General features: G+C 50.3%; 21 protein-coding genes. 12 read left to right on the forward strand and 9 right to left on the reverse strand.

Annotation, left to right across the window (positions count from 1 at the left end; genetic code table 11):
- The first annotated feature begins 123 nt into the window (after positions 1 to 123).
- From nhaR to ABA45_RS09370, 10 genes are all read left to right on the forward strand, one after another.
- On the forward strand, positions 124 to 1026 hold the full coding sequence (nhaR, locus tag ABA45_RS09325; protein ID WP_048385583.1) for a transcriptional activator NhaR: 903 nt from the start codon (positions 124 to 126) through the stop codon (positions 1024 to 1026).
- Positions 1027 to 1207: 181 nt separating this feature from the next.
- A complete protein-coding gene (locus tag ABA45_RS09330; protein ID WP_048385585.1) occupies positions 1208 to 3934 on the forward strand; it encodes a cation-transporting P-type ATPase in 2727 nt (908 codons plus the stop codon).
- A 2-nt stretch (positions 3935 to 3936) separates the two neighbouring features.
- Positions 3937 to 4557 (forward strand): Na+/H+ antiporter subunit E, encoded by a 621-nt coding sequence (locus ABA45_RS18290; RefSeq protein ID WP_053076159.1) that lies wholly within the window; start codon positions 3937 to 3939, stop codon positions 4555 to 4557.
- Positions 4554 to 4811, forward strand: coding sequence for a monovalent cation/H+ antiporter complex subunit F (locus ABA45_RS09340; RefSeq protein WP_048385586.1), 258 nt, complete (start codon positions 4554 to 4556; stop codon positions 4809 to 4811). The genes ABA45_RS18290 and ABA45_RS09340 overlap by 4 nt, the downstream gene beginning before the upstream one ends.
- Entirely contained in the window at positions 4808 to 5194 is a 387-nt protein-coding gene (locus tag ABA45_RS09345) for a cation:proton antiporter (RefSeq protein ID WP_084708315.1), read from the forward strand. Before ABA45_RS09340 ends, ABA45_RS09345 begins: the two co-directional genes overlap by 4 nt.
- The gene (locus ABA45_RS09350) at positions 5184 to 5486 is read left to right on the forward strand and encodes a DUF4040 domain-containing protein (RefSeq protein WP_048385588.1); all 303 of its coding nucleotides are present in this window, start codon (positions 5184 to 5186) and stop codon (positions 5484 to 5486) included. Before ABA45_RS09345 ends, ABA45_RS09350 begins: the two co-directional genes overlap by 11 nt.
- Positions 5470 to 6333, forward strand: a complete 864-nt coding sequence (gene mbhE, locus ABA45_RS09355; protein ID WP_053076160.1) for a hydrogen gas-evolving membrane-bound hydrogenase subunit E — start codon at positions 5470 to 5472, stop codon at positions 6331 to 6333. The genes ABA45_RS09350 and mbhE overlap by 17 nt, the downstream gene beginning before the upstream one ends.
- Positions 6330 to 6626, forward strand: a complete 297-nt coding sequence (locus tag ABA45_RS09360; protein WP_048385590.1) for an NADH-quinone oxidoreductase subunit K — start codon at positions 6330 to 6332, stop codon at positions 6624 to 6626. Before mbhE ends, ABA45_RS09360 begins: the two co-directional genes overlap by 4 nt.
- Positions 6626 to 8152 carry a complex I subunit 5 family protein gene (locus ABA45_RS09365; RefSeq protein ID WP_048385592.1) on the forward strand — a complete coding sequence of 509 codons (1527 nt, stop codon included), beginning with the start codon at positions 6626 to 6628 and terminating at the stop codon, positions 8150 to 8152. Before ABA45_RS09360 ends, ABA45_RS09365 begins: the two co-directional genes overlap by 1 nt.
- Positions 8149 to 11370 carry a proton-conducting transporter transmembrane domain-containing protein gene (locus ABA45_RS09370; protein WP_048385594.1) on the forward strand — a complete coding sequence of 1074 codons (3222 nt, stop codon included), beginning with the start codon at positions 8149 to 8151 and terminating at the stop codon, positions 11368 to 11370. The genes ABA45_RS09365 and ABA45_RS09370 overlap by 4 nt, the downstream gene beginning before the upstream one ends.
- Before the next feature lie 131 nt (positions 11371 to 11501).
- Here ABA45_RS09370 and ABA45_RS09375 read toward each other — a convergent pair whose 3' ends face one another.
- The 7 genes from ABA45_RS09375 to ABA45_RS09400 form a co-directional block, all read right to left on the reverse strand.
- Positions 11502 to 12680, reverse strand: coding sequence for a CynX/NimT family MFS transporter (locus ABA45_RS09375; protein ID WP_048385596.1), 1179 nt, complete (start codon positions 12678 to 12680; stop codon positions 11502 to 11504).
- A gap of 37 nt (positions 12681 to 12717) precedes the next feature.
- A complete protein-coding gene (locus ABA45_RS09380; protein ID WP_048385598.1) occupies positions 12718 to 13290 on the reverse strand; it encodes an acyl carrier protein phosphodiesterase in 573 nt (190 codons plus the stop codon).
- 57 nt (positions 13291 to 13347) lie between these two features.
- Complete coding sequence (locus ABA45_RS09385; protein WP_048385599.1) at positions 13348 to 14007, reverse strand: alpha/beta hydrolase; 660 nt, start codon at positions 14005 to 14007, stop codon at positions 13348 to 13350.
- A 128-nt stretch (positions 14008 to 14135) separates the two neighbouring features.
- On the reverse strand, positions 14136 to 14258 hold the full coding sequence (locus ABA45_RS19605; protein ID WP_264753014.1) for a hypothetical protein: 123 nt from the start codon (positions 14256 to 14258) through the stop codon (positions 14136 to 14138).
- 71 nt (positions 14259 to 14329) lie between these two features.
- Entirely contained in the window at positions 14330 to 15580 is a 1251-nt protein-coding gene (locus ABA45_RS09390; RefSeq protein ID WP_048385601.1) for a hypothetical protein, read from the reverse strand.
- On the reverse strand, positions 15580 to 16218 hold the full coding sequence (locus ABA45_RS09395; RefSeq protein WP_048385604.1) for a condensin complex protein MksE: 639 nt from the start codon (positions 16216 to 16218) through the stop codon (positions 15580 to 15582). The genes ABA45_RS09390 and ABA45_RS09395 overlap by 1 nt, the downstream gene beginning before the upstream one ends.
- Positions 16208 to 19984 carry an ATP-binding protein gene (locus ABA45_RS09400; RefSeq protein ID WP_048385606.1) on the reverse strand — a complete coding sequence of 1259 codons (3777 nt, stop codon included), beginning with the start codon at positions 19982 to 19984 and terminating at the stop codon, positions 16208 to 16210. Before ABA45_RS09400 ends, ABA45_RS09395 begins: the two co-directional genes overlap by 11 nt.
- Positions 19985 to 20246: 262 nt before the next feature.
- Here ABA45_RS09400 and ABA45_RS09405 point away from each other — a divergent pair, with 262 nt between their 5' ends.
- Positions 20247 to 21173, forward strand: a complete 927-nt coding sequence (locus ABA45_RS09405; protein WP_048385608.1) for a DNA replication terminus site-binding protein — start codon at positions 20247 to 20249, stop codon at positions 21171 to 21173.
- 50 nt (positions 21174 to 21223) lie between these two features.
- Here the strand turns inward: ABA45_RS09405 and ABA45_RS09410 are convergent, their stop codons facing one another.
- Complete coding sequence (locus ABA45_RS09410) at positions 21224 to 21826, reverse strand: ATP-dependent zinc protease family protein (RefSeq protein ID WP_048385612.1); 603 nt, start codon at positions 21824 to 21826, stop codon at positions 21224 to 21226.
- A 261-nt stretch (positions 21827 to 22087) separates the two neighbouring features.
- On the opposite strand from ABA45_RS09410, the gene ABA45_RS09415 reads away from it, so the two are divergent.
- Positions 22088 to 23500, forward strand: coding sequence for a TrkH family potassium uptake protein (locus tag ABA45_RS09415; protein ID WP_048385614.1), 1413 nt, complete (start codon positions 22088 to 22090; stop codon positions 23498 to 23500).
- Positions 23501 to 23577: 77 nt separating this feature from the next.
- Here the strand turns inward: ABA45_RS09415 and ABA45_RS09420 are convergent, their stop codons facing one another.
- Complete coding sequence (locus ABA45_RS09420; protein ID WP_048385616.1) at positions 23578 to 24771, reverse strand: 1-acyl-sn-glycerol-3-phosphate acyltransferase; 1194 nt, start codon at positions 24769 to 24771, stop codon at positions 23578 to 23580.
- Positions 24772 to 24868 lie beyond the last annotated feature (97 nt).

Genomic DNA, 24868 nt, shown 5'->3' on the forward strand with positions numbered 1-24868 from the left:
TTCGATTAATTCGAAGTAATAAAATAGCAACAATTGGCGAAAAAATAAGAGCGTACCGGCATCAAAGTGATCTCGACTACCGTCACTTTGATGTAAAAAACTGAACAGCAGAGGCAGCACTGAATGCCAAACGCAATAAATTATAAACACTTGAATTACTTTTGGACTGTGGCCCATGAAGGCAGTATCGCAAAAGCCAGTGAAAAACTTCACATAACACCACAAACAATCAGTGGCCAGCTGTCGTTGCTAGAAAAACGCATGGGCAATGAATTGTTTGAGCGAGACGGTAGAGGCTTACGCTTAACCGAAACAGGCCGTTTAGTCCTGCGTTATGCAGATGAAATTTTTGAACTGGGTAAAGAATTAAACGATGTGTTGCGTGGTGTTCCAGCCATAGGCCCATCAGAATTTATTGTTAGCTCAGCAAGCGCTCTGCCTAAAGCTATTGTTTACAAAATGATTGAACCAGCGCTTCGTATTGATCGGGATATCAACTTAACGAGTCTCGAAGGGCCGATCGAGTCTATTTTGGCCGACTTGGCCATTCATAAAGTAGATCTGGTGTTGAGCGATAAACCTGTAACCGGCGCGCTAAATATCAAAGCCTACAATCACAAGCTAGGCGAAAGTGGACTGACATTTTTTGCATCTCCACTTCTGGCTAAAAAATATAAAAATAATTTTCCTTACTCACTTAATAATGCTCCGTTACTATTACCTACCAAACAAAATGAAATTCGCCAGTTATTTGACCATTGGCTTAGCGAAAAAAATATTTATCCTATTATCCGCGGTCAATTTGATGATAGTGCATTGATGAAGGCTTTTGGTCAGGCAGGCATGGGTATCTTTTTTATGCCGTCCATAATCGCAGATGATGTATGTAGAGCATTTAATGTCAAAGTTATTGGTGAGACCAATGAAGTTAAACAACAGTTTTATGCCATATCTGCTGAACGAAAAGTGAGGCACCCCGCCGTTGCCGCAATTTGTGATGCTGCTAAATTGCTACTCCTAAAATAACGATCGAAAACTCCGGTAATCCATCTAATCACCTTCTGTGTATACGTTTCATTTTCTAATAAGTTCTTTCATTGTAAGTGCAATACATCGAATATTACGAACAAAAAGTAATATTTATTCGATTTTTATATAATCATGGAATAATTTACCATTACTTCAGTCAGAAAAACTGGAGTACTTTATGCACCAAGAAAAATCTTGGCACAGCCAATCTGCCGATTCGGCGGCGATAGAACTCAAAACCGATATCAACGTCGGTTTGTCCAGCAATGAAGTCGACAATCGACAACAAAAATTTGGTTTAAATAAGCTCACTGAGCACAAAGGAGCAGGACCGCTTAAACGCTTCCTAATGCAGTTTCATCAACCACTTGTTTATATCCTACTGGCGGCCGTTGCTGTCACGCTGGCGCTTCAGGCTTGGGTAGACTCCGCGGTTATTTTTGCGGTCGTTTTTCTCAATGCGATTATTGGTTTTGTGCAGGAGTCGAAAGCATTACAGGCTATAAGTGCCTTATCAGGTAGCTTAAAATCCACGGCCACAGTTATTAGAAACGGTAAGCGCGATACCATCGACGCTGAAGGGCTCGTCCCTGGTGATCTGATTGTGCTGCAAGCAGGCGATAGAGTCTCAGCGGATGTGCGACTCACTAAAATCCGTGATCTGCAAATCGATGAATCCGCGCTAACGGGCGAATCGGTGCCAACAGAGAAAGCGACTGCGGAGCTGCCAGATAAGAATCAACTGGGCGATCGTCACAATATGGCTTTCTCCTCAACACTGGTGACCTATGGCACCGGCATTGGGATCATTACTGGAACCGGTGATGACACTGAAATCGGCAAAATTTCAACGTTAATCGCCACCACAGAAACCCTGGATACGCCGTTAACAAAACGCATCAAACACTTTAGCCATCTATTGCTGTACGCCATCGTTGCACTCGCTGTTTTGACGGTCTTTATCGGCTGGCTCCACGGCCAACCTCTATTGGAATCGTTTATGGCTGCTGTAGCGCTGGCGGTGGGCGCAATCCCAGAGGGTCTTCCGGCAGCAGTAACCATCATGCTTGCCATTGGTGTTTCGCGTATGGCCAAACGTCAGGCCGTGATTCGTAATCTGCCGGCAGTAGAAACGCTGGGCAGCACGACCGTCGTTTGTTCTGACAAAACGGGTACCCTCACAAAGAATGAAATGACCGTTGAAGAACTGTGGAGCGGGGGTCAACGCTTTAAAGTCACTGGCAATGGTTACGATCCTCAGGGAGAGATTCATTTTAACGACAACGCCGTCGATGTAGCGTCCCATGTGGCCGTGTTAGCTATATTGGAAGCAGGATTACTTTGCAATAACGCAGACTTACACGAGCCTGTTGGCGATCAAAAGCAATGGCGCATTACCGGCGACCCTACCGAGGCTGCCTTGCTGGTAGCCGCAAGAAAGGCAAAACTCGACACTCAATCGGTTGTCGCTGAGCGATTAGACAGCATTCCGTTCCAATCAGAATATCAATATATGGCAACGCTGCATCAGCGATCGGATGAACGCTGTATCTATCTGAAAGGATCCATAGAAAGTGTATTACCCAAGTGCACCTTTATGCTGGGTGAACGCGGAGAACAACAACCAGTCGATGCTGATGTTGTCAAAATGCACGTTGAAGAAATGGCGGGACGTGGACTCCGTGTTCTGGCCTTTGCTCGTAAATTAGTCGACAGCACACTTGATACCATTAACCACGAGCATGTCGCCGACGGGCTTGAGTTTTTAGGGTTACAGGCGATGATAGACCCCCCTCGCCCAGAGGCCATCCTTGCAGTAGCAGCTTGTTATCAGGCTGGCATTGACGTGAAGATGATCACCGGGGACCACGCGCTAACGGCAACCAGCATTGCGCGGCAGTTAGGCATTCTTACTGACAGCGACACTAATGGTGCCATTACCGGTTACGATCTCGCGCAACGCCCGGAGAGTGAATTTGCCGAGCTAGCCAACAACAACAAAGTCTTTGCACGAGTTACTCCCGATAACAAATTACAACTGGTAAAGGCGCTTCAGCGGCTGGGCCATGTCGTTGCAATGACGGGTGACGGTGTAAACGACGCTCCCGCCTTGCGCCGCGCTGATATAGGCGTCGCCATGGCTCTCAATGGTACTGCTGTCGCTCGCGACGCCGCAGACATGATGCTCATTGACGACAACTTTGCGACCGTTGTAGCGGCGGTGGAAGAAGGGCGCGGTGTGTTTGGTAACTTGAAAAAGTTTATCGTGTGGACATTGCCCACTAATGGCGGCGAGGGCCTGGTTATTTTATTAGCCGTTGTTCTCGGTGTATCGCTACCATTACTACCGGTGCATATTCTTTGGGTGAACATGACAACCGCTATTTTTCTCGGGCTGATGTTGGCGTTCGAGCCAAAAGAGGCTGATATCATGCAGCGCCCACCGAACAAACCCGATGCACCTATCTTAGATTCAGTCCTGTTGTGGCGTATTCTTTTAGTGTCCACCTTGTTGTGTGTCACGGCATTCGGTCTATACAAGCTTGAGCTTTCATGGGGCGCAAGTGAAGCCGAGGCACGAACGGTAGCAGTAGCAATGTTTGTGGTTGGTGAGGCCTTTTACCTGCTGAACTGCCGCTCACTTGAACGCTCGGTATTCTCTGTCGGCTTATTCAGCAACATCTGGATCTGGGTTGGCATCACAGTCATGGCTGTACTACAACTCCTGTTCACCTACTTGCCCATTATGAATGTCTGGTTTGATACAGCGCCCATAAGCGCTGAGGCTTGGCTAAGAGTGTTTGCGTGTGGCTTGCTGATATCAATGATTGTTGGTCTTGAGAAACGCTGGCGGTATCAGAGTAAAGCACAGCAACTTCGGAAAACACCGCTGGCGGGAGAATAAGTATGGCAACTCCCAAGGACAAAGACACTGCGCAAACTCACAGACCCACGAGGGATGAGACAAAGAGTTGGAGTTTTATCACAAGCTTAAAACCTCTGCTCTTTTTTGCGGCTCTGTGGTGGCTGCTGACCGAAGGTGACGTATATTCCTGGGTGATTGGGATTATTGTCGTCCCTTTTGCGGCCTGGCTTAGCATGATTTTGTTTAAGGACATTGGTTTTCGAAAAAATCGCCCGGCGCACTCCGTCAGCCAAATGCAGCGAATTTATGTACTGCGACTCTTTTATTTTTTACCCTTCTTTTTACTAAAATCAATACTTGGCGGCTGGCAAACTGCAAAGTTAGCTATTCGCCCAAGCATGCCGGTAAATCCCGGATTTTTTCGATACAACTTAAGGTTGCAAGGTAGCTCTGCACGCCTGTTTTTTATGCATCTTGTCAGTTTATTACCAGGCACCGTCAGCACCAAACTGCAAGACGATCAACTCTTAATACACGCCTTAGATATGACATCGCAGAATAACAACGATATAACCCAGTGCGAACAACAAGTTGCCAAGCTATTTAGTGGTGAATCGATTCAGTTGTCCACTCATGCCAATAAATCGGGAGATCTACAATGATCGAGTATCTATCTGTCATCGTGGGCTTGTTAGTGTTGGCGCTTTTGGTGGGTTTGGGGCGAATACTGTTGGGTCCGAGCTCAGCCGACAGAATGCTTACCTCACAATTATTTAGCACGGCAGGTGTATCCATACTCATTTTATTGGCCATCATTCAAAATCAATCTGCGCTGATCAATGTTGCTTTTGTGTTGGCGCTGCTAGCACCACTGACGTTAATTACCTTTGTTCGCTTGAGGAAAAGGTCCTTATGAGTCTATTGGATGTATTTACAGTAATTATGACGGCAAGCGGCTTATTTTTCTTTTTCGCTGGCAGTATCGGGATAGTGCGCTTCCCTGACGTATTCTGCCGTCTACACGCATTAACCAAAGTAGACAATCTGAGCTTGGGCTTAATTGTGTTTGGTGTATTGCCACAGGCTGCATCTATTTTCGATGCCTTGCAGATAATTATTATTTGGCTTTTGGTCATGGTGTCTGGCGCCGTAAGTTGCTATTTGGTTGCCAATCAAGCCGAAGAAGATTTGTCGACGGACACTGCCTTTCAACCAAACACTCTTAACAATGCACCTATGAGGCAATTAATTAAACCGATAAAAAACTCATCAACAGGTAGCACGAACAATGGAATTTAATATTTTCATCGACGGATGCCTTGTTATAGGAATATTAATCCTCGCTTGTCTGTGCCTGGCGACTAAGAGCTTATTTACTGCCATTGTTTTGTTTGTCAGCTTAGGCTTACTGATCGCTATTGCCTGGGTGCGATTAAACGCGCCAGACCTGGCGATTGCCGAGGCTGCAATTGGCGCCGGATTAACCGGTGCCTTCTTGTTGGCAACCTGGCGACGGCTGCGCGTTGCACCCGCTAATGATGACGCGAACGCGCCCAAGAAGAGTGGGGGCGACAATGTTCAAAACTCCTGATTTTAAAGAAAACAATCACGCAAATGAACTCCCTGTTGCGACTAGAATATTGTGTGCAATCGCGATTGGTGCTTTGGGTTTCGGCCTAATTTTTGCGCTGATACTGACTGACAATATTTCATCCTTACTACCTGAGTTAGTTCAGAAAAAGCTCACACAGAGTGGCGTCGAAAATCCTGTAACAGCGGTATTACTAAACTTTCGAAGTTACGACACCTTGCTGGAAATTGGCGTATTGCTTACCGTCGCGGTTGCAATGTTGCCGAACTCACATTTTGACTCTGACGTTAATCCTGACATGCCTGGCAGTAATCGATCGGACGATCGCTTGGTGTCCATCGTTAATGACGCTCCTGTCAACCATCCACTCGAAGCATTATTACGATGGCTGATACCGATGATCATTGTTATGGCAGGCTACATGCTTTGGACGGGTGCCGCTTTGCCCGGAGGAGCTTTTCAGTCAGGAGCATTACTTGCCGGTGCAGGTGTGTTGGCTCAATTATCAGGGCGACTCCAGTTTTGTTTTACATCGACAGTGGCGAAATTATTGCTAACTATTGGTCTCATTACCTTCGTGATGGTAGCCGTTGGTGTTGCTACTACTACGGGGGTTATTTTGCAATATCCACTCGAATTAGCGGCGCCTCTCATTTTATTAATCGAAGGTGCAGCCACACTATCAATCGCCGCTATTCTACTACTGTCATATAACACCCTAGCGACTCAAAAATTCGAGAGTTCGTCTGAGCCCTCTGTGTTCGATAAACAGCCGTCAGCTTTGAGTAAGACCTCAGCGCCAAATGAGACTCTACAATCACAGACAACGGAAGGTCCAAAGCCATGATTCAAGATTCACTTTATATTATGGCGAGTATCGGACTGTTTGGCATTGGTTTGTACGGGGTTATTGTTGCACCCCATATTCTTAAAAAGATACTCGCCATCAACATTATGAGCGTGGGTGTATTTATGTTGCTAGTGGTAAGTGCCAACAACATGAATAGCACACCAGACCCAGTGCTTCACGCCATGGTTTTAACCGGCATTGTCGTTGCTATCGCGGGCACTGCGTTGGCTTTATTGCTAGCGGTTAAAATTCATTCATTGAGCCCAGCCTCTGATAAGGATGGCCGTTAATGGACTCTTTGTTTAATCCAGACATACTGCTACCAACGCTAGTGGGCTTGCCACTGATTGCGGCGATTCTGACAACGTTGTTGAAAGGTCCTGGCTTGCGTGCCTCGATCAGCATTGCAATGGCATTAATACAATTAATCATTGTTGCCACCTTATTATTGTGGTTTTCCAACAATGGTACAAACCTGGAAACCCAATATCAGCGGTATTCCTTGGGGGGGTGGGGGGCGCCCTTGGGAATTGATCTGGCCATCGACGGTTTTTCCGCGCTGATGCTTGTGCTGACGGCAGTGCTTACCTTAGTACTCACTGTTTATAGTCGATATTACTTCTTTGAACCACATTCTCGACTGGATAAGACGGCCCGCTTCTGGCCATTGTGGTGGTTACTGATTATGGGTATCAATGCTCTGTTTTTATCAGGCGATATCTTCAATATCTATGTCACACTTGAAATTGTTGGCCTGGCAGCAGTATCCCTGGTTGCGTTGGACGGTAGCCGCGCCGCATTGACAGCCGCCCTGCGCTATCTTTTAGTTGGGTTGTTGGGTTCTTTGTGCTACTTGCTTGCCGTCGTTTTATTATATCGAGCCTACGGTACTCTCGATCTCGCCCAACTCAATGCAATAGCAGAACCGACGGTAATTACTTGGGCTGCACTTGCACTAATAACGACAGGCTTATTGCTAAAGACTGCTTTAGTACCCCTGCATTTCTGGTTACCTCTGGCCCATGGCAGTGCCCCCGCCCCGGTCAGTGCCATACTGTCGGCTTTAGTGGTCAAAACCTCATTTTACCTATTAGCTCGATTTTGGTTGGACACCCTCGCCCCCGCTGCCACAGATTATGGATTGCTTATGCTGGGAGTATTGGGCGCAGCGGCAATCCTTTGGGGCTCGATTCAGGCACTACGAGCAACGCGCTTAAAATTAATGGTGGCCTACTCCACAGTCGCTCAACTGGGCTATCTATTTTTACTTTTCCCTCTCTTCTCGCCTGACGAAGGCGCTCGTGGAGCTGGTTTAAGCGGTCCAGCGGTCAGCGCGGTCGGCTATTTTATAGTGGCTCATGCCTGTGCCAAGGCCGCTATGTTTCTAGCCGCTGGTAATATCATGCGTACGTTTGGTCACGACGAAATTGCTCGTTTACATGGCTTGGCCAAATATATGCCTTTGAGTTTATTTACCTTTGCGATTGCAGGAGCCAGCTTGATTGGCTTACCGCCCAGCGCCGGATTTCTTTCAAAATGGTTACTGCTCAATGTGGCTATTGATACCGCTCAATGGTGGTGGGCAGTCATCATTTTAATGGGTGGATTGATGGCAGCCATGTATGTTTTCCGAGTGCTTAATAGTGCCTTTGTCAGCGTCGACGAAAACGCACAGATCGAGCCAAAAAACCTGCCGACCAACAAACTACCCACGATGATGTCTTTATGTGCATTTTTGCTGGCCATGCTCACTGTCGTCTTAGGATTTAATGCCGAGCTGATTCTCGATCTTGTCACTGTTGGAGAAGACGTATGACCTGGCAAAATACCCTGCCCTTGTTGATTGTGTTAAGCGCATTGGTTCCAGGAATAATTATTTTTCGAATCGATGAGAATCATCGAGGCTTGCGCACCTTATTTAATCTTGTAGCCGCACTTTCTTGTGTGATTTTGATCGGCGTGATGGTTTTTGGTGTTTCTCAAGGTGTCGTTTTCGAAACACGTTTACCCTTGCTGCCAGATATAGAATTGGTATTAAACGCCGACGCACTATCGCTGTTGTTTGTCAGCTTATCTGGTGTGCTCTGGCTTGTAACAACAATCTATGCCATTGGTTATCTCGAAAAATCACCCAATCGCAGCCGTTTTTTTGGTTTTTTCAGCCTCTGTGTCAGCGCAACCATCGGGGTTGCACTGGCTGGCAATTTAATCACCTTCCTGATTTTTTACGAATTACTTACGCTAACAACCTACCCATTAGTCGTGCATAAGGGCAACAGTGCATCACTCAAGGCCGGACGGACTTACTTGATCTACACCATGGTTGGCGGCGCACTCTTACTGGCCGGTGTTGTGTGGCTGACAGCTCTGGCAGGACCATTGGATTTTACGGTAACAGGTGTACTGAAGAATCTGCCCGGCTTAGACCCACTCCATTTACAAATCATTTTTGGGTTACTCATTGCGGGTCTTGGTGTGAAAGCTGCTCTGGTACCTCTACACGGTTGGCTACCAGTGGCTATGGCGGCACCTGCACCTGTCAGTGCACTGCTGCATGCGGTTGCCGTGGTGAAAGCGGGAGCCTTCGGCATTGTACGCGTCGTTTATGATGTTTACGGTATTGAGTTTGCTAGAGATTTGGGGCTAACCATAGCATTGGCAGGCTTGGCTTCATTTACCATTGTTTATGGGTCGACCCGAGCTTTATTCCAGGATGACTTGAAAAAACGGCTCGCCTATTCGACGGTCAGTCAGGTCTCCTATATTGCACTGGGCACTGCGATTGCAGGCCCTATAGCCACTATTGGCGGTATCGTTCACCTAGTCCATCAGGGACTCATGAAAATTACCATGTTCTTCTGCGCCGGTAATCTCGCAGAGACCCTGGGCGTTCATAAAGTTAGCCAAATGGATGGTGCCGGCCAACGTATGCCATGGACGATGATTGCCTTTAGTGTGGCTGCAATGAGCATGATAGGGGTACCACCCGCAGCCGGATTTGTATCCAAATGGTATCTGGGTGCGGGTGCATTGGAGGTGGAAAGTTACTGGATTATTGGCGTCTTGGTGATCAGCAGCCTGTTAAACGCGCTCTATTTTTTACCGATTCTCTATGCGGCCTGGTTTAAGCCTCAAGCAGGCCCCTGGCCTGCAGAGCAACCCAGAGGCTGGTTGGAAACACATTGGATGCTGCTGCTGCCACCGGTTATTACAGCGTGTTTTGCACTCTTAGTGGGCGTGTTCGCAGGATCCCCTGTTAGCCCTCTTAGTTGGGCTAAGTTGATTGCTGCCCGGGAATATGGCGTCGAAGCCGTAGGAGAACTTCGAAACAGCAGCCTGTTAGTACCCATGTTGTGGTGGCTTATTGTTATTCCTCTAATCTCAGCCTTATTGCTGTTATCAAAACGCTTTCAACGATGGAGCCTATGGTTGGTTCCGCTCGCTGCGGTACCGGCTTTGGTTGCGGCAGTCGTGCATCCTCAGGGTGAAAATTTCTTGCCCTGGTTATTTTTTGGTAGCGTTATCAGCCTGGATAATACCGGGCAGGTTTTTCTGTTGTTAGCAGCCGTACTGTGGCTAGTCGCTGGCCTATATGCCATCGATTATCTTCGAAATGACCCGCACAAGGTGCGTTTCTCGTTATTTTTGTTACTGGCCATGAGTGGTAATTTTGGTTTGATTCTGGCCCAGGACCTGTTTGGTTTTATCACTTTTTTCACCCTGATGAGCCTGGCGGCTTATGGTTTAGTGATTCACTCCGGTACTGACGAAGCACGGCGGGCAGGTAAAACGTATATGCAATGGGCCATTATTGGCGAGGTTTTACTGTTCGCTGGCATGACCGGTCTTGCTGTTAGTAATGAATATCAAAACCTGGGCAAACTCGATATTGTTTCGCAGCCTAGTTGGGTCATCGGCCTATTGCTGGCCGGATTCGGCGTGAAGGCAGGCGTATTTTCTCTGCACGTATGGTTACCGCGCGCGCACCCCGTCGCCCCTATACCAGCCAGTGCATTGCTCAGTGGCATTATGGTAAAGGCGGGTCTGCTGGGGTGGATTAAGTTTCTGCCATTGGGTGACGTTGCCTTCGTAAATTTTGGTGTTATTTTCATCACGCTCGGCTTAACGGGAGCCTTTCTCGCTATTATCGCCGGTGTTGTGCAGCGCAATCCAAAAACACTGCTGGCATACTCAACGCTCAGTCAAATGGGTATTATCACGGCGGGCATAGGGGCAGGTTTGATGGCACCCCAACTTTGGCCGGTGTTGTTACCCGCAATCGTATTGTATGCCATGCATCATGGCCTGGCTAAAGGTGCCCTGTTTTTAAGCGTAGGCTTTAGCCAACACCTGTCGCATAAACGTTACGGTCCGTTTATCTGGCTCGGTATTTTATTACCGGCCCTCGCGCTGGCTGGACTCCCCTTCACTAGCGGGGCGTTGGCAAAAGCAGCTCTCAAAGTATCGGTTACCGATATCAGTTGGTTAGCGACTGCATTGCCGATTACGGCAATAGGCACTACGTTTTTAGTACTCCGATTTATGAGCTTAATGCGAGATGCCAGCGCAAAGGCAGAGAAAGACTCTCAGCTTAGTTGGGCAGCTGGCGCAGCTTATACCCTCATACTTCTGTTATCGCTTGGTATCTTATACACGTTGCCGCAAGCACAAGGTTTCTTGCCAGCTCTGTTTACAGGGAGTGTGCTGTGGAGTGCGCTGTGGCCATTTATCTTAGGACTGACTTTGTACTTTGGATTCCACCGCTATGTAGCACGCTTAAAACCTGTACCCGCGGGAGACCTTGTGATTATTTTTGAAGTACTTGCTGACTACGGGAAACGGTTTTTCTCTCATGCAGGTCAAATACTAAGCAGTCGCCACTACGCCGTGAATAATTATTTGCACACTCGCCGGGCTCACCCACTTTGGTCAAAAAAGTTTCCTTTATCCGGCGGATCAATCAACATGGCGCATCCTGGCCTTATTTTTATCGTGATTTTATTGATTACGACAGGCTTATTGGCATTTGGTTAATGGGTTAAATGGTTCCCGGCGCGTAACCAAATCTTCTGAGCGCACTTTTGCTCTCGTTACGCGGCTTGTTTCAGTCAGAACCTTGTCTGACAACTCATGGGCATTCAGTTTCAATGATGGTGCTGTTTGCCCTAATCGTCCAGCACGTACCCATCGCGGCCGGCTTTCAGACCTGCCAGCGTTGCACCTAAGCCGATCGCGATAAGAAATCCGCCGGCGGCCTGCCAGCCGCCGGACACATCGCGCAGCACGCCAACCAGCAGCGGCCCAAAGGCTGCCATGATATACCCCAGGCTTTGCGCCATTCCGGACAGGCGCCCGGCGCCATCTGCGTCTCTTGCTCTTACCACCAGTAAGGTAAGCGCCAGACTAAAGCCGCCGCCCTGACCAAGACCCAACAGCACAACCCATAGCCACATCTGATTCATTGGCCCGTAAATACAGCCAGCAAGGCCAACGATGACCAGCAACATCATCAGAGAAATCATCGCTCGCTGATCGCGCATTTGACTCGCAATTAAAGGCGCTGCGATGGCGCTAACCACTTGCATTAAAATAGACGCTGACAGCGCCAGGCCGGCTTCAACGGCGCTGATGCCGCGGTCTTGTAAAATGGTTGGCAGCCAGCCAAATACGGTATACGCCAATGACGACTGCAAACCCATATAAAGAGCTATTTGCCACGCCAGTCGATCACGGTATATGGATTTTCCACGGAGTTTTCTCGGTTTGACGCCTAGCTTTTTATCACTTAACTGAACCCACCAGGCCACAAGGGCGATAACGGCAGGCGCCAGCCAGAAAGCCAGTGCCGGACGCCATTGCTGATGAAACAGTTCTCTCAGAGGTTCTGTTGTGCCCGCCGCAATGGCGGCACCTGAGCAGAGTGCCGCGGTATAGATGCCCGTCATTAAACTCGCGTGGTTGGGGAAATCGCGTTTCACAATACCCGGCAGTAACACACCCATAATACCGATACAGCCCCCGGCTATGGCTGTACCGGCAAACAGACCCGCCAAGCCAGAATAGGGCCGCACGAGCAGTGCCAGTGCTAACACAGCCAGAACAACCAGAACCGTTCTTTCAATACCCAGGCGGCTTGCCAACTTAGGCGCCAGCGGTGCAGCCAGCCCCAAAAAAAGTACTGGAAGCGTCGTCAGAATGCCGAGTGCTGTAGACGACAGAGTGAAGCTGTTGCCGATCGTGCGCAGCATAGGGCCGATACTGCTAAGGGCTGGACGCAGATTAAGGGCGACCAGCATCAAACCAATAAAAGCCTGGATGGCTTGCCGGGTTTCGAGTTTGCTCATTGCAGTAGGAGTCCAAGTCTAAGAAGTCGAAACTACATTAAGTTTTTCTGGCAAAGTTTTGTAGTTGCGGGAAAAAACTCAGAAAGTGCTGTTCCAGACGAACGTCGTTAGCGCGAATTTCATCAATAATGCCGGCAAACTGATTGGGGAAACGAATGCGCTCGGCTACCCGGTCTAAAGCGTCGCCAACATTGTTCAGATTCTGGTAAGCACCGAACCAGTCATGGCGAACCATGTGGCGTGTAACTCTCACCATCGGTGCTGGCATCAGGTGTTCGTTATGTTGAAGCTCCTGATACACACGATGCACAAATGCATCGCGTGACGCCGGGCTAAAACTCTGCCAGTGGCGCAGCAGGTAGTGATCGTAAAGTACATCGAGGGCCACCCCGGCAAAGCGCCTGCGTTGGGCCGAAAACAAACGTTTACTGGCGAGCACCTCGGCGTGGCTGTCCGTGAACACGTCAACGGCTATATGATGGCGAACGCCTTCCTGCACCTTGTCCGGTAACGCAGACAGGTCGACGCCGCGACAGAAGTCGCCGAGAATGCTTCCAACATGACACTCGGCAGAATCCGGAGCCAGAAAAACGTGGGCAAGATGGTTCAACGAAAGCGTCCTGTCGGGTTACTTATCAGTGTATGCCTCTAAGACTGCAAGTGGTCATTACAGAGCGTATTTACGAATGAACTGGCCGATTTCCTGGATTTCCTCAAGGCACACGCTGTGTTCCATAGGAAAGGTCATATAGGCCGGCTGATAGCCCATGTCATTAAGTGCTTCCAAACTGCGGAGGCCCAGAGTTTCCGGAACCATCGGGTCAGAAGTTCCGTGATAGATATTGATGGGAATACCGGCGTTGGCCTGCGAAGGAACCACCGACTTTGCGGTGGCAAAATAAGTTGAAAGTGCCAGAATACCGGCCAGGCGCTTCGGATACGTAAGGCCTAATTCATAGGCAACCGCTCCACCCTGCGAGAAACCGGCAATCACGATGTTTTCGGAAGCGATGCCACGTTCTATCTCCCGATCCACCAACTTGCCGACAGCGCGGGCCGAAGTCATCAATTGCTCGGTATCGATGACACGATCAAGGTCCATTGCTTTGATGTCATACCAGGCCGGCATGGACATGCCGCCGTTGATCGTGATCGGCAGATTAGGCGCGTGTGGGAATATAAAGCGCACAGCGGCGTCGTCTGGTAAGCCGAGCTCGGGTACTACGGGTTCAAAATCGTGTCCATTGGCGCCCAGACCGTGCAGCCAGATGACGGCAGCCGTGGGGTTCGCTTGGGTTTCAATCTCAATAGTTTGAAGATCCTGCACCTGATACCTCGTTTCTTCGAAAAAGACGTTGCCCGGATTAGCCCGGAGTGTTTTATTTTACATGTGCATTCAACACACTCGAAACCTGCGAGGGCCCCGATGAGCGGCCGAAAATAAGTCAGTCTACGCTACCCTGCAATGGCAACCAGAGGCAAAGCCCGCGCCGTTATATGTTCCTGCATGATGGCACACTCCTGATTGGCCATAAACGCCAGAATACCGCGCACTTTCAGTGCCCAGGCCGGTTTCATGGTGAATCTGTGTCCAGACCCTATTGCGGGCGGCGCTGCGTTTGCTGCCCTGCAACAGAGTGGCAATAGCCTTAAATTCGGCTTTCATTATTTCTTCGTAAAGTCATGCCGGTTATGTAGAGATTATCTGTGTAAAGCGGGTCCAGCTGGCTTTTGTATTCCACTGCAATCTGGCTCTGGTCGTTGGGTGCCAGCGAGTTGATCTGTGCTTCCAGCGTGGACAGCCAGGTGGCAGCATCCAATGTCAGACCGCTGCCGCTGAGGGCCTCTAAGGCATCAATTTCGCCGTCGCCAATATCGCCATCCACCACGAACTGCACCAACTGTTCAATCAGCTCATCCACCGGATCTTCTTCTTCGAGGTCAGAGGCTCCAACAACGTCGAACTCGACGGTTTGCAGAGCAGATGTCGGTTCAGTGCCTTGCGGGTCAGCGCCCAAGGTGCGGGCGGTTTGCGCCAGAACAATCAGGTCTTCATCGTCTGTTGGGTCATAAATATCACCACGAGCGATGATTGCGAAAGGCGCAACCTTGTTCAGCGGCGCCGGGCAGTGGCCGAGGTCCAGGTCGTCAATAGACGGGATATAACCGCGATTGTTGGCGAAATAGCTTTCAAAGCCACCCACCAATTTACTCAAACGTTGATCTTCACGCAAGCGCACCAGCGTCAGGCGCAGCTGATTAAGGGCATAGCTGAGGTTTTTCTGGCCTTGTTCCAACGCCGCTGGCAGATATTTCAGTAGCAGCCGTTTCAGGAACGGATCGTTGCCGGCCTGATCGGCCAGGTCCTGGGTGTTAAAGCTTTCAAACAAAGTGTTTAGTTGCCCTGCCCGCTCGATCACTTCGTGGTTCTTGCGAATTCGCAGATTCATATCGGTAATGTAGCTGAAGCCGCTACTGATGTAAGACGAGAAGGTATCGGTGGCGTTGCGGATGTCTTCAATAATTTCCGATAGGCATTCTTTAATTTCACTCTCAATTCGCAATTTGTCCGTGAACGCTGCGCGTTTTTTAGCTTCGCGATAATCCACAAACAGCCTATTCAGATCGCTCCAAAGGCGGTCAACCTGGGCACTGGCAAAGCGTCGGCGTTCCGATTCGGTGATGTGGTCTAACAGCCGCACCAGAACATTTTTCAGCTGCAGGTCTTCTGTGTCCCCCAGGCGCCACACCAGACGGTGGTGTTCCAGGGTTTCCAGTACGCCAACGTTGTCGTCGTTCAGGGCAATTCGGTTGCCACGGTTCAGATGGGCTTCCAGAATTGCGTCACCGTAAGTGGCCAGCGCCCGCAGGGTGGATTGCGCATCGTGGGTTCTGGCCATCAGACAATCCTCAGCTGCGGGTCGTCTTCAGTGCTGTCTTCGCGGATGCCTTCATGGGCCTGAATGAACGTCATCACGTCGTACAACCAGCTCCATTTTGCCGTCGCCAAAAACACGCTGCCGCTGGTGCCGATGGGTTTTAGATAGCCGGCTTTAGTCAGGTTCTCAAGCACCACACGCAATTGGCCTGCGCTGTCGCTGCGTTTGGTGCGGAACAGGTCTTTTTCACACAGCGAACGCAATTTGGCTTCGAGCGACGGCGCAGTGGAAATGCGTTCCAGCAATTTGCCTTCACGCAGGTGTTCGCCCGCGGAAATTGGGCGTTGTGCGGCTTCCACCATCATCACCAGCCGTAAAAATTGCACCAGGGCTTCCAGGTGGTTGGCCACTTCGCGAAATTGCTGGCGCACGGCGTCTTTGGCGTCGGGGCGCGACAGATCCTGGTAAGAACACAGCCAGGCATCGTGGCTACTGGTTTGGCGCAGGGTACGGTTCATCTGTTGTAGAAAATCCGAAACTTTTTGCTGCACCGGTTGCGTCAGTAAATAGTTATACAGTTCATCGTGGCTGTATTCACAGATGATTTCACCGGCCAGTAAGGCGCTTACCGTACGTTCGAACAGTGGATTAGTTTGCATGACTGCCTCCTTCGATGGCGCTGGTAAACAAATCATCTGTCAGGTCGTCCGTTGCATCAGTGGCCGAACGCGGGCGGGTTACACTGGCCAGAAAATCGCTTTTCGGCGCGCTTGGTGCGGCGTTTTCAAAGTTGTGTACGCGGCCGTGCTGCAAGCTGATCTTGTTTTCAAAGAACTTGCGCAGCGGCCGGTCCAGTTTCGGACAGGCTGAGATCATGGTCAGGTTGTTGTGTTCCAGCATTTCTGCCATGCGTGCGATGTTATTGGAACTAAGAGTGCCCAACTCGTCTATCGGCCAGGTAATGCGGGTGTTCTTGTCCGGGCACAGGTAGCGAGTCAGGCCCATGAACACCGCCATAATCGCCAAGTACGTCAGGCCCTGGGAACTGGCGGTCAGGAAGTCGTTGTCGTTACGAATCACCGCTTCGCGACCGTTTTCTTTCATGGTCAGATGCATATCCACCATGGATTCCACACTTTCACCCAGGCTAGCCGATTTCAAAGTGTCGCTGACCAGCTGGAACGCCATGGTAATGCTGTCATCCGGCATTTCGCGGCGGTGCACTGCGTGCCATTCGCGCCACTGCACCACAAAACTCTTCAGGGGCTGCCAGCTTTCGTCGTCTTCAATCCGCGGCCTTAGCACCACTTGAATATCGCTTAGGGATTCAATGCGCTGATCAGTGTTGATTTTCTGGCGCAGAGTGCGGGACACGGCTTTCACTTCCCGAGCCATGGTTTCCAGGCTGTCGAAATAACGGCACAAGGTGTTGGCTTCAGAGGTAAACTGATCCACCAAAGTAGAGCGCAGTTGCGGAATGTCGGTGTCCAGAAGTGAACGCAAGTCTTGTACTTGCATGAGCTGGAAAGCCTCATCGAATTCCTGGGCTGGGTCTGCCAGACGCTGCCGGCGGAATTCACTCAGCTTTTGCCAAGCGCTCTGGATTTGGGTGCCGTTGTACTGATTCAGCACTGTGAGCGCGCGTTTGAAGGTAGCCATCACCTCGCGGCGCAGCTTGTCCAGACGCTCGTAGGCATCCTGCAGTTCGCCGGTCAGATTAACCATGTTGCCGGGCATCGCCATGTCATCGGGGGCGGTTTCGAACTTCTTCAGAATACCCTCGGCTTCCTCAATCTGCTTGGCCAGCGCGCCGATTCTCTGCTGATGCCGAGTAATGTCCGCATTTACCTGTTTAACACTTTCCTGGTGCTTGCGCAGACGTTCGCTGCGTCGGGTTTTTATGTCCGCAACCTGTTTCTCCAGCAGGTTGCAGTCGCCAGTCAGGCCGTCTTTACGTGACCAGTCCTTGTCGAGCCAGTTTTTGTATTCGCGCACTATAGGCTCGGCTTGCTCAATTTCTTTCACCCGGTTTTTCAGGCTTTCAGCCTTGGCACGTGCTTGCTGCACCACTTTTGGATCTATGCCTTCGTCTTCTAATTTCTGGTTAAACGCCGTTTGTTTCAGCTCCAGGCGTTGTTCGTGCTCGCTAAGGGCTTGCTGAACCCGTTGTTGAGCGTGATCAATATTCAATTGCAGCTGGGATTCGCGCTCGGCCCACTGGCCGCGCAAATCCATTAAACGCTTGGCAAACTGGCTGGTGGTGGCGGTTTCGCCCATTTCACTGTCTTTGTTGAACTGCTCCAGAAGGCTCTGTAGTTCGGTCACTTTTGCGCCTTGGGCTTGCTTGCGCTCGTTCAAAGCCTGGCGGATTTGCTCCCGCAGGGTCTTTAGGTAGTCACGCTGCCGAGTGAGCGAGTCATCAGTGAGCTTTTTCTCAGTGTTCATGTGTTCTACAGCGGAACACCGTGCCTGGTAGGCATCATTCCGATTACGCGCGGCTTTCTCTGTGTCATCCCGGGTTTTTCGTGCGGCCTGGCGTTTTTGATCAATGTTGTGCAAACGCGCTTGCAGGTCTTCTTCTGAGGCCGCAAAGTCTGGTGCGGAAATCGCATCGGTGTTCAGTACCCAGCCCATAACTTGTCGGCGTTCAGCAGCTGCAGTGCTGTGCATTAACGGGTTAAGGTCGGTACGCATCAGCAGATCGGGGTGAATCACTTTTGCCAAGCCGTGGGCCCACCCCGAATCTTGTTTGCGCAACGCGGAAAGCCAGGTGTCATTATCTGGCGAAATCTGACGCTGTAAATCTTCAAACGCCGCCGTTAGTGCATCGATTTGCTCTTGAGCGTGCAGAAGGTGTTTCTGAGCGGTATCGCGATCTTCCCGAGCCTGGTCTTTTTTGCGGTTAGCGTCGATCAACTCGCCTGAAACATGCTGCGCCTGTTCTTCGGCGTTTTGCACGGCCGCCTCGGCAGCGGCTATCTGACCGGTTTCGTCATCGTTATAACTTTGATTATCACGCAGGGTTTCGGCGCGGGCCAACTGGCTTTGAATGGCGGAGCGTTCCTGACTTCGCTCTTCGCGCTGCTGGCCTATTTCACGGGTTTTCTCGTGGTCCAGAGCGCTGATGGCTTTGTCGTGTTGGTAAGCCGCGTCTTTGCGCGCGGTCTCAGCGTCGCTGACCTTCCGCTCGCGATCGCCCTGCTCGAGGGAAAAGGCACTCTTTAACTCACTGACCTCGTGTCTGAACTCGCTTTCGACCTGAGTCACTTTGCTGGTCAAGCCAGTCAGATCCGAATCAGCATCGACTTTTTGGCGGCGATATTCACCAATATTTTGAAGATCCTGGGTCAGTTCAGGCGCTCTTTCGGTATCGTAGTACTCGCGCTTTTTATAGATGCCGTCAAGGTCACCCTCTTTCACTTTCAGCTCGTAGTTTTTGTCCGCCAGAACCCCCGCAATCTCGTCGTCGGACTGGCGCTGCTGTTCGCTTTCCTCGTTAATACGCTCTTTCAGTTTGGCGATGTCGCGGGCAATGTCGGCTTTACTGTCATTGGCCTCGTCGACGGTCGCCGTCAAGCTGGCGACTGTGCGCCGGCTGGCAGCCAGAATAGCCTGGCGCTCATTTTCTTGCTGCAGGCACTCGCGAATTTTGGCTTCTTCTTTTTCAAAAGCCTTGATGCTGCGAATATCACTCACCAGGCCGCTTTCGTCGATGGTTTTGGGCCGACCATGAATGTGAATATTGTCAAATTGTGTTTCGCAAATCATTGCTTTGAAACTGGACATCAAACGGTTTTTATTCAGCACCACGTGGGTCAGACGTTCAATATTGCTCATGTGCGTGTCGGCACTCCCCATGCCAAAGTCCGCTGCTAGGCCTTGCAGTTTGCGCGCATCAGCGGCGGAACGTTTCAATAGGCGGGAGTTGCGCTGGATAATGGCGCGGTAACTGGTGATGGTGTCGATTATCCGAGACACATTGCGCTTTAACTCGCGAAGCTTTTCAAAAACGGCGTCGGCGGTTGCACCGGCTTTCAACATTTCGATGACGTCTGGCGCAAAAAAAGTGTCCGCAGCTGAACCTTCCACAAAGCGGTAGCACAGCTTCCCCGAGTGGTGCCGAAACATGACGGAGCAACAAGTACCGCGGTGGCGGCTGTACTCGAAAATCACCAGGCTCTGCAGGCTCGGCAAGTAGTAATCCAAAAACGACAGGCGGCCGGAACCCTTGCTGACAATGCGCTCGGGTTCTTCGCCGTAAAACGCCGGAATTAGCGCCAGAATCGAGGTTTTCCCGGCGCCGTTCACGCCGCCTACATGGGTGCGCTCGCGGCAGTCGATGCGAATGGTCCGGCCCTTCACCTGGGTAAACGAATGGTGCAGGATAATACTCTCCAGCCCATAATTTTGCTCTGTCGCAGCCACCGTCTTTCTCCTCGCTTTAATGCCTGATCAGTAGATTTCCGGCGGGTATTCTAGCTTGTTTTAAGCGTAAACCCGTGCTTAATCGGAAGGAATTTGTGCAATGTGCCGCGATGAAGACCTTGGCTGCGCTCTATTAGCCGTTTGATTAATGTGTGTTCGTCCGGTTACCTGTTTGTTGGGCATAATGTTAGATGTTGAGGGTTAGTGACCTTTTTGATACGCTGTTGCATGTTGGTATAGTTTTAACAAATCAGGAAGTAAAATGGCTTATTCGCTTTTACAACTAGACACTCTTCAAAAAATTGTTCTGGCGGTTGAATGTCTGGAGCGCCTCTGTGCCGACGCCAAACAATTGTTGAAGCAAGCCAACCCCGTTCAATGCCGCATCTATCAAATCCCGCGCACTGTTCGTGAAAACGAGAGCCAGCCTGTGACCGATATACATCCCACCGACCTTTCTGGAACAGAAGCCTTTCATGCGGCACTTCACGCAATGACTGATTGGTACGGCCATCCGCAATACAGCACCAAAGTTGTCAACCGGGTTCCCGGTGCATTGGTGTTGACCAACGTCGATGAAAGTCAAATTCTAGATCGAATGGCTGAGATCAATCGCAGCAAGACCTCCATAGAGTCTCTAATACCAAGCCTTGGCAATCGGGATGATCGTTTCGAACTGCTGCACAGGCATTTTCCCTGGCTGATTCTGGCCCAACTTACCCGACGTTTACAGGTTTTGCCCTGCTCTCCCCCACTGCAGTCCTGCACCTTTACCTGGGGCATAAAAACAGAGATTAAAAAGATGACTGCGGATCAGGTATGCGAAAGGCTGGAATCGTTTCGGCAACGCCCGCGCTCAACGATTGACGACGTTCCCTGGGACATCAAGATTGATCGAGAAATTATGGCCATTCGCTCATTGCCAGCATCCGCACAACTGCGGTCGCGCCGCGTACTTCGTGTTCGCCCGTTAGCAAATCTTCGCTATCGCGCGATTGATGGCGAACCGGCAAAAACCTACATGCGCGAAGCCCATACGCCTATTCTAATGCTGAACCCTAGCAGGCCGATTAAGCTGGGAGTTCTGAAAAACTACGATGTGCAAACTCGAAGCGGTCGCCAACGTCTTAAAGACCGTAGGCACTATGAAAAAGTAAGTGATTTGTTGCCCATATACCTGCAATCCTAATGGTTTTAACCGCGATAACTGCGCTTAACCGCAACCAACGCGATGCAAATTCACGATGGAGTCTTATTGTTTTCAGCAATTTTCTCCAGGCTAATAAACTCACACTGTTTAACAGCAATAAAGCCGTTCGTGGAATCCACCAAAATGTTGTCGTCGCTCATAAAACGACGACCCAAAAGCACTGGGTAGGAAAACTTTGCGCGATCGGCCAATGAAAACTGGGTTGTATGCACTTCGCCCGACACGCAAAAATCCATGTTTACCACATAGCGCCGTTGCGATGGTGCTCCCTTGCGTTTAACCAGCACTACCCGCTCCACCGGCAGTTCAAATTCCAGCACCACTTCGTCATGGCTGATCTTCCCTTCGCTGGGCTGGTCTTCGTGGTCGCCCAAAGGCAACTCAAAGCTAACCCAGCGTTCATCGTCTTTATCGAATTCCTCAACATTCACCGCGTGCAGCGATGACGTCTTGGCACCCGTATCCAACCTTGCTTTTAGCCGCACGCCGCTGTCCTGCATTACCACCCATTCCACAAATCCAAGAGTTTCGCCGGGGCGTTTGCCATTGGCTTTGTCTTGGGCGCTGGCAAGGGATGCCCACGAAAGCGCGGTGACAAGCGCAGTGATGAGCAAAAAGCGTGCGTGATTCATAATCCGTCCCGTTTGATGAAAGATAACGTTTGCAAGCAGTGAAAGACCCCCAAGATAACCTCTGATAAAACATGATAAAAGCACTCGATGATGCTTTAACAGCAATGTAATTGACCGGTAATCAGGGCCTTTTTTAACACCGCCCACGGCCCGCCAAGTTGCGGAGCTGGCGCCTCGGGAGTATCCTTGGCAACCTTTGTATAACCTCGATTCGAGTACCGTTTGAGAAACCTCACGCCCGTTGTATTTATCATCAGTGCCATGTTTATACTTTTAAGTATTTTCATGATGTTACCGCCACTTATTCTGATGGGTTCTGACGCTCCTAACAGCGCTGCGTTTATGGAATCGGCGGGCATTGTGTGCATATTGGGGCTAGTTGGCATACTGGCAACCTATCGCCAGTCCAGAGACTTGAAACCGCGTTTCATGTTTATGCTGACAGTATCGAGCTGGTTCTTCATCGCTATGTTTTCTTCGCTTCCTTTTTATCTGAGTGATAACAACATATCAGCGGCTAACGCTTTTTTTGAGGGAACCTCGGGCATCACCACCACCGGTGCAACGGTATTCAGTAATCTGGACACTATGGACCGTGATCTGCTGCTTTGGCGTTCTATTCTGCAATGGATAGGTGGCATTGGCATTATCGGTATGTTCGTTGCTGTGCTTCCATTTTTACGGGTAGGCGGTATGCGCCTTTTTGCTACCGAATCGTCAGAGTGGACCGACAAAGCTCTGCCCCGGATGAAAACCCTGAGTCGCGGATTATTAGGGGTGTACCTACTTTTCTCAGTAGTCGCAGTACTGACCTATTGGGTGTCGGGCATGACATTGTTTGATGCCTTTAACCATGGCCTAACGAGCATCTCCACCGGCGGCTTTTCTACATCAGATTTGTCTATGGGCAAATTCAACGACCTAATTCTCTTGGAATCTACGTTTTTTATGATTCTGGGCAGTGTGCCTTTCTTTCTATTTGTGCGGGAATTGCATGGCCAGCGTGGCGTGTTGTTCCGTGACCAACAGGTGCGGCTATTCCTGATCATCCTGCTGATTGTACCCTTGCTGTTAACGCTGTATCGCTGGGCGGTATCTGCCGTTCCCTTCAATCCGGTTAGCAATTACATATCCACACTGTTTAATGTCACCTCCGTGGTCACCACCACCGGTTACGCGTCGGAAGATTACTCTGCATGGGGCCCGTTGGCCTTTGTTGTGTTCTTCTTTTTAATGTTTGTGGGCGGTTGCTCCGGCTCCACATCTGGCGGCATGAAAATATTTCGCTTTCAACTGTCAGTCATTGTTCTACGTGAGAATCTGATGCGCTTGCTTCATCCGCGGGCCGTATTAACCCGTAATTACAACGGTCGTGCCGTTAGCGACGAGATTATTACCTCGATGATCGCCTACACATTCATCTTCCTGCTGTGCCTGTTGATTTTGACGGTTTCGCTGGCCGCTATGCAGCTGGACTTCACCACGTCTTTGTCCGGTGCATTGACGGCTTTGACCAATGTTGGTCCGGGCTTGGGTGATATCATAGGCCCTGCCGGGAATTTTGGGCCGCTGCCAGATGCCGCTAAATGGCTGTTGGGCGTAGGTATGCTGATGGGACGTTTAGAAATATTGAGCGTGGTAGTGGTGCTGTCGCCGGCTTTCTGGCGTAGTTAAACGTGCCGCGCCTAAGCGCGGCAGTTCCGTACTTTCTAGTCAATTCCTGCCAAACTAATCAAGTTCCAGCACTCTCATCAAGTGCTTACGTCAGCCGTGCTCATGGCGTTCAGCGCACTCGTTACCGGGTTAGCGTACATGTCCAATAGGTAGGGCCGCGCGGCTGCTTCACAAGCATCTAGACGTTTCTGCAGCTCGTTCGCAGCGGCTTCCAAAGCCTGGCGCGTGCAGCTTTCGGCTGCAGCTAGAGAAGCAAACAGACCGGCCTCTATCGGCCCCCTACCCGCTGCAGCTTCACGCAACTGGTACGCCACCAGATTGGATGGGTGCAAGTGATAGTGGCTGTGAATTTCCCTGTCAATCCGCGCCGCTAACGCTTTTGGGTTGGCCTCTGCGTCTTCGATGGGTGCACCGAAGTGCACGTGTACGTGGCCTTTAAAGCCGGTTAGTCCGCGCATAATCTGGCTGGTATCTTCGCCTTCTGCTTTTAGGTACGCACCCGTGCGGGCCCGGATTTCCAGCTCATTGGCTTTATCCAGATCACAGGGGTCAAATTCATAGGCAATCGATACCGGCACAATACTCAGCCGGTTTATCGCTGTTTGGAAATCCAGTCCGGATTTTTTCGGGCTCATGTGAAACATCTTCACAATAGCGGGATCTGTGCGGTCTATACCGTCTTTAGCCCGCCCTTCACGTTGCGCAATCCACACCCCGTTGTGGGTCTCGATGCTGTGAGTGATAAACTCGGATAGCATAAGGTAAGCGTCGCGTATTTCCCGTGGGCTGGTCATGCTGCGCCGCACCACAAAGCTCTTATTTAATCGCATCATTTCAGCAAACACACGATTTTCGAGCAAGTTGTCGCCAATGGCGATGCGAGTGGTTTTTAGCCCTTGGTTGTACAACAAGAAATTTACAATCATTGGGTCAAAAACAATGTCGCGATGATTACAGATAAACAGGTGGGTAGATTCCTGCTCCAGATTCTGTAACCCGCTCTGGGTAACCCGGGTGGTGGTCTTTCCGACCAGTTCGCCAACATAGCCCGACAACGACGCTTGCAGATCGTCGATACGAGTGAAACCACCAAAGCGGCGGCGCAACCAATAACTCACAATTCCCCGCAACATCGCCGGCGCCCAGCGTGCAACTCCGGGCGATTTAATACGGCCAATCAGGTTCAGAAATTCCCGATCGTGCACTAATCGTTGTATTACGGCGGAAGTCTCTTCGTCCGAGTAAGGACGAATGGCATCAAATTTCTGCATTAATAGTAAAACCTTGTGTTAGTCGAGAGCCGCGAGCCTTGGTAAGAATCACGCTTTTGCAAAGGCCCTAAATCTTTAACGCTATTGTATCGTTTTA

The organism is Marinobacter psychrophilus, from assembly GCF_001043175.1.
Lineage (GTDB): Bacteria > Pseudomonadota > Gammaproteobacteria > Pseudomonadales > Oleiphilaceae > Marinobacter > Marinobacter psychrophilus.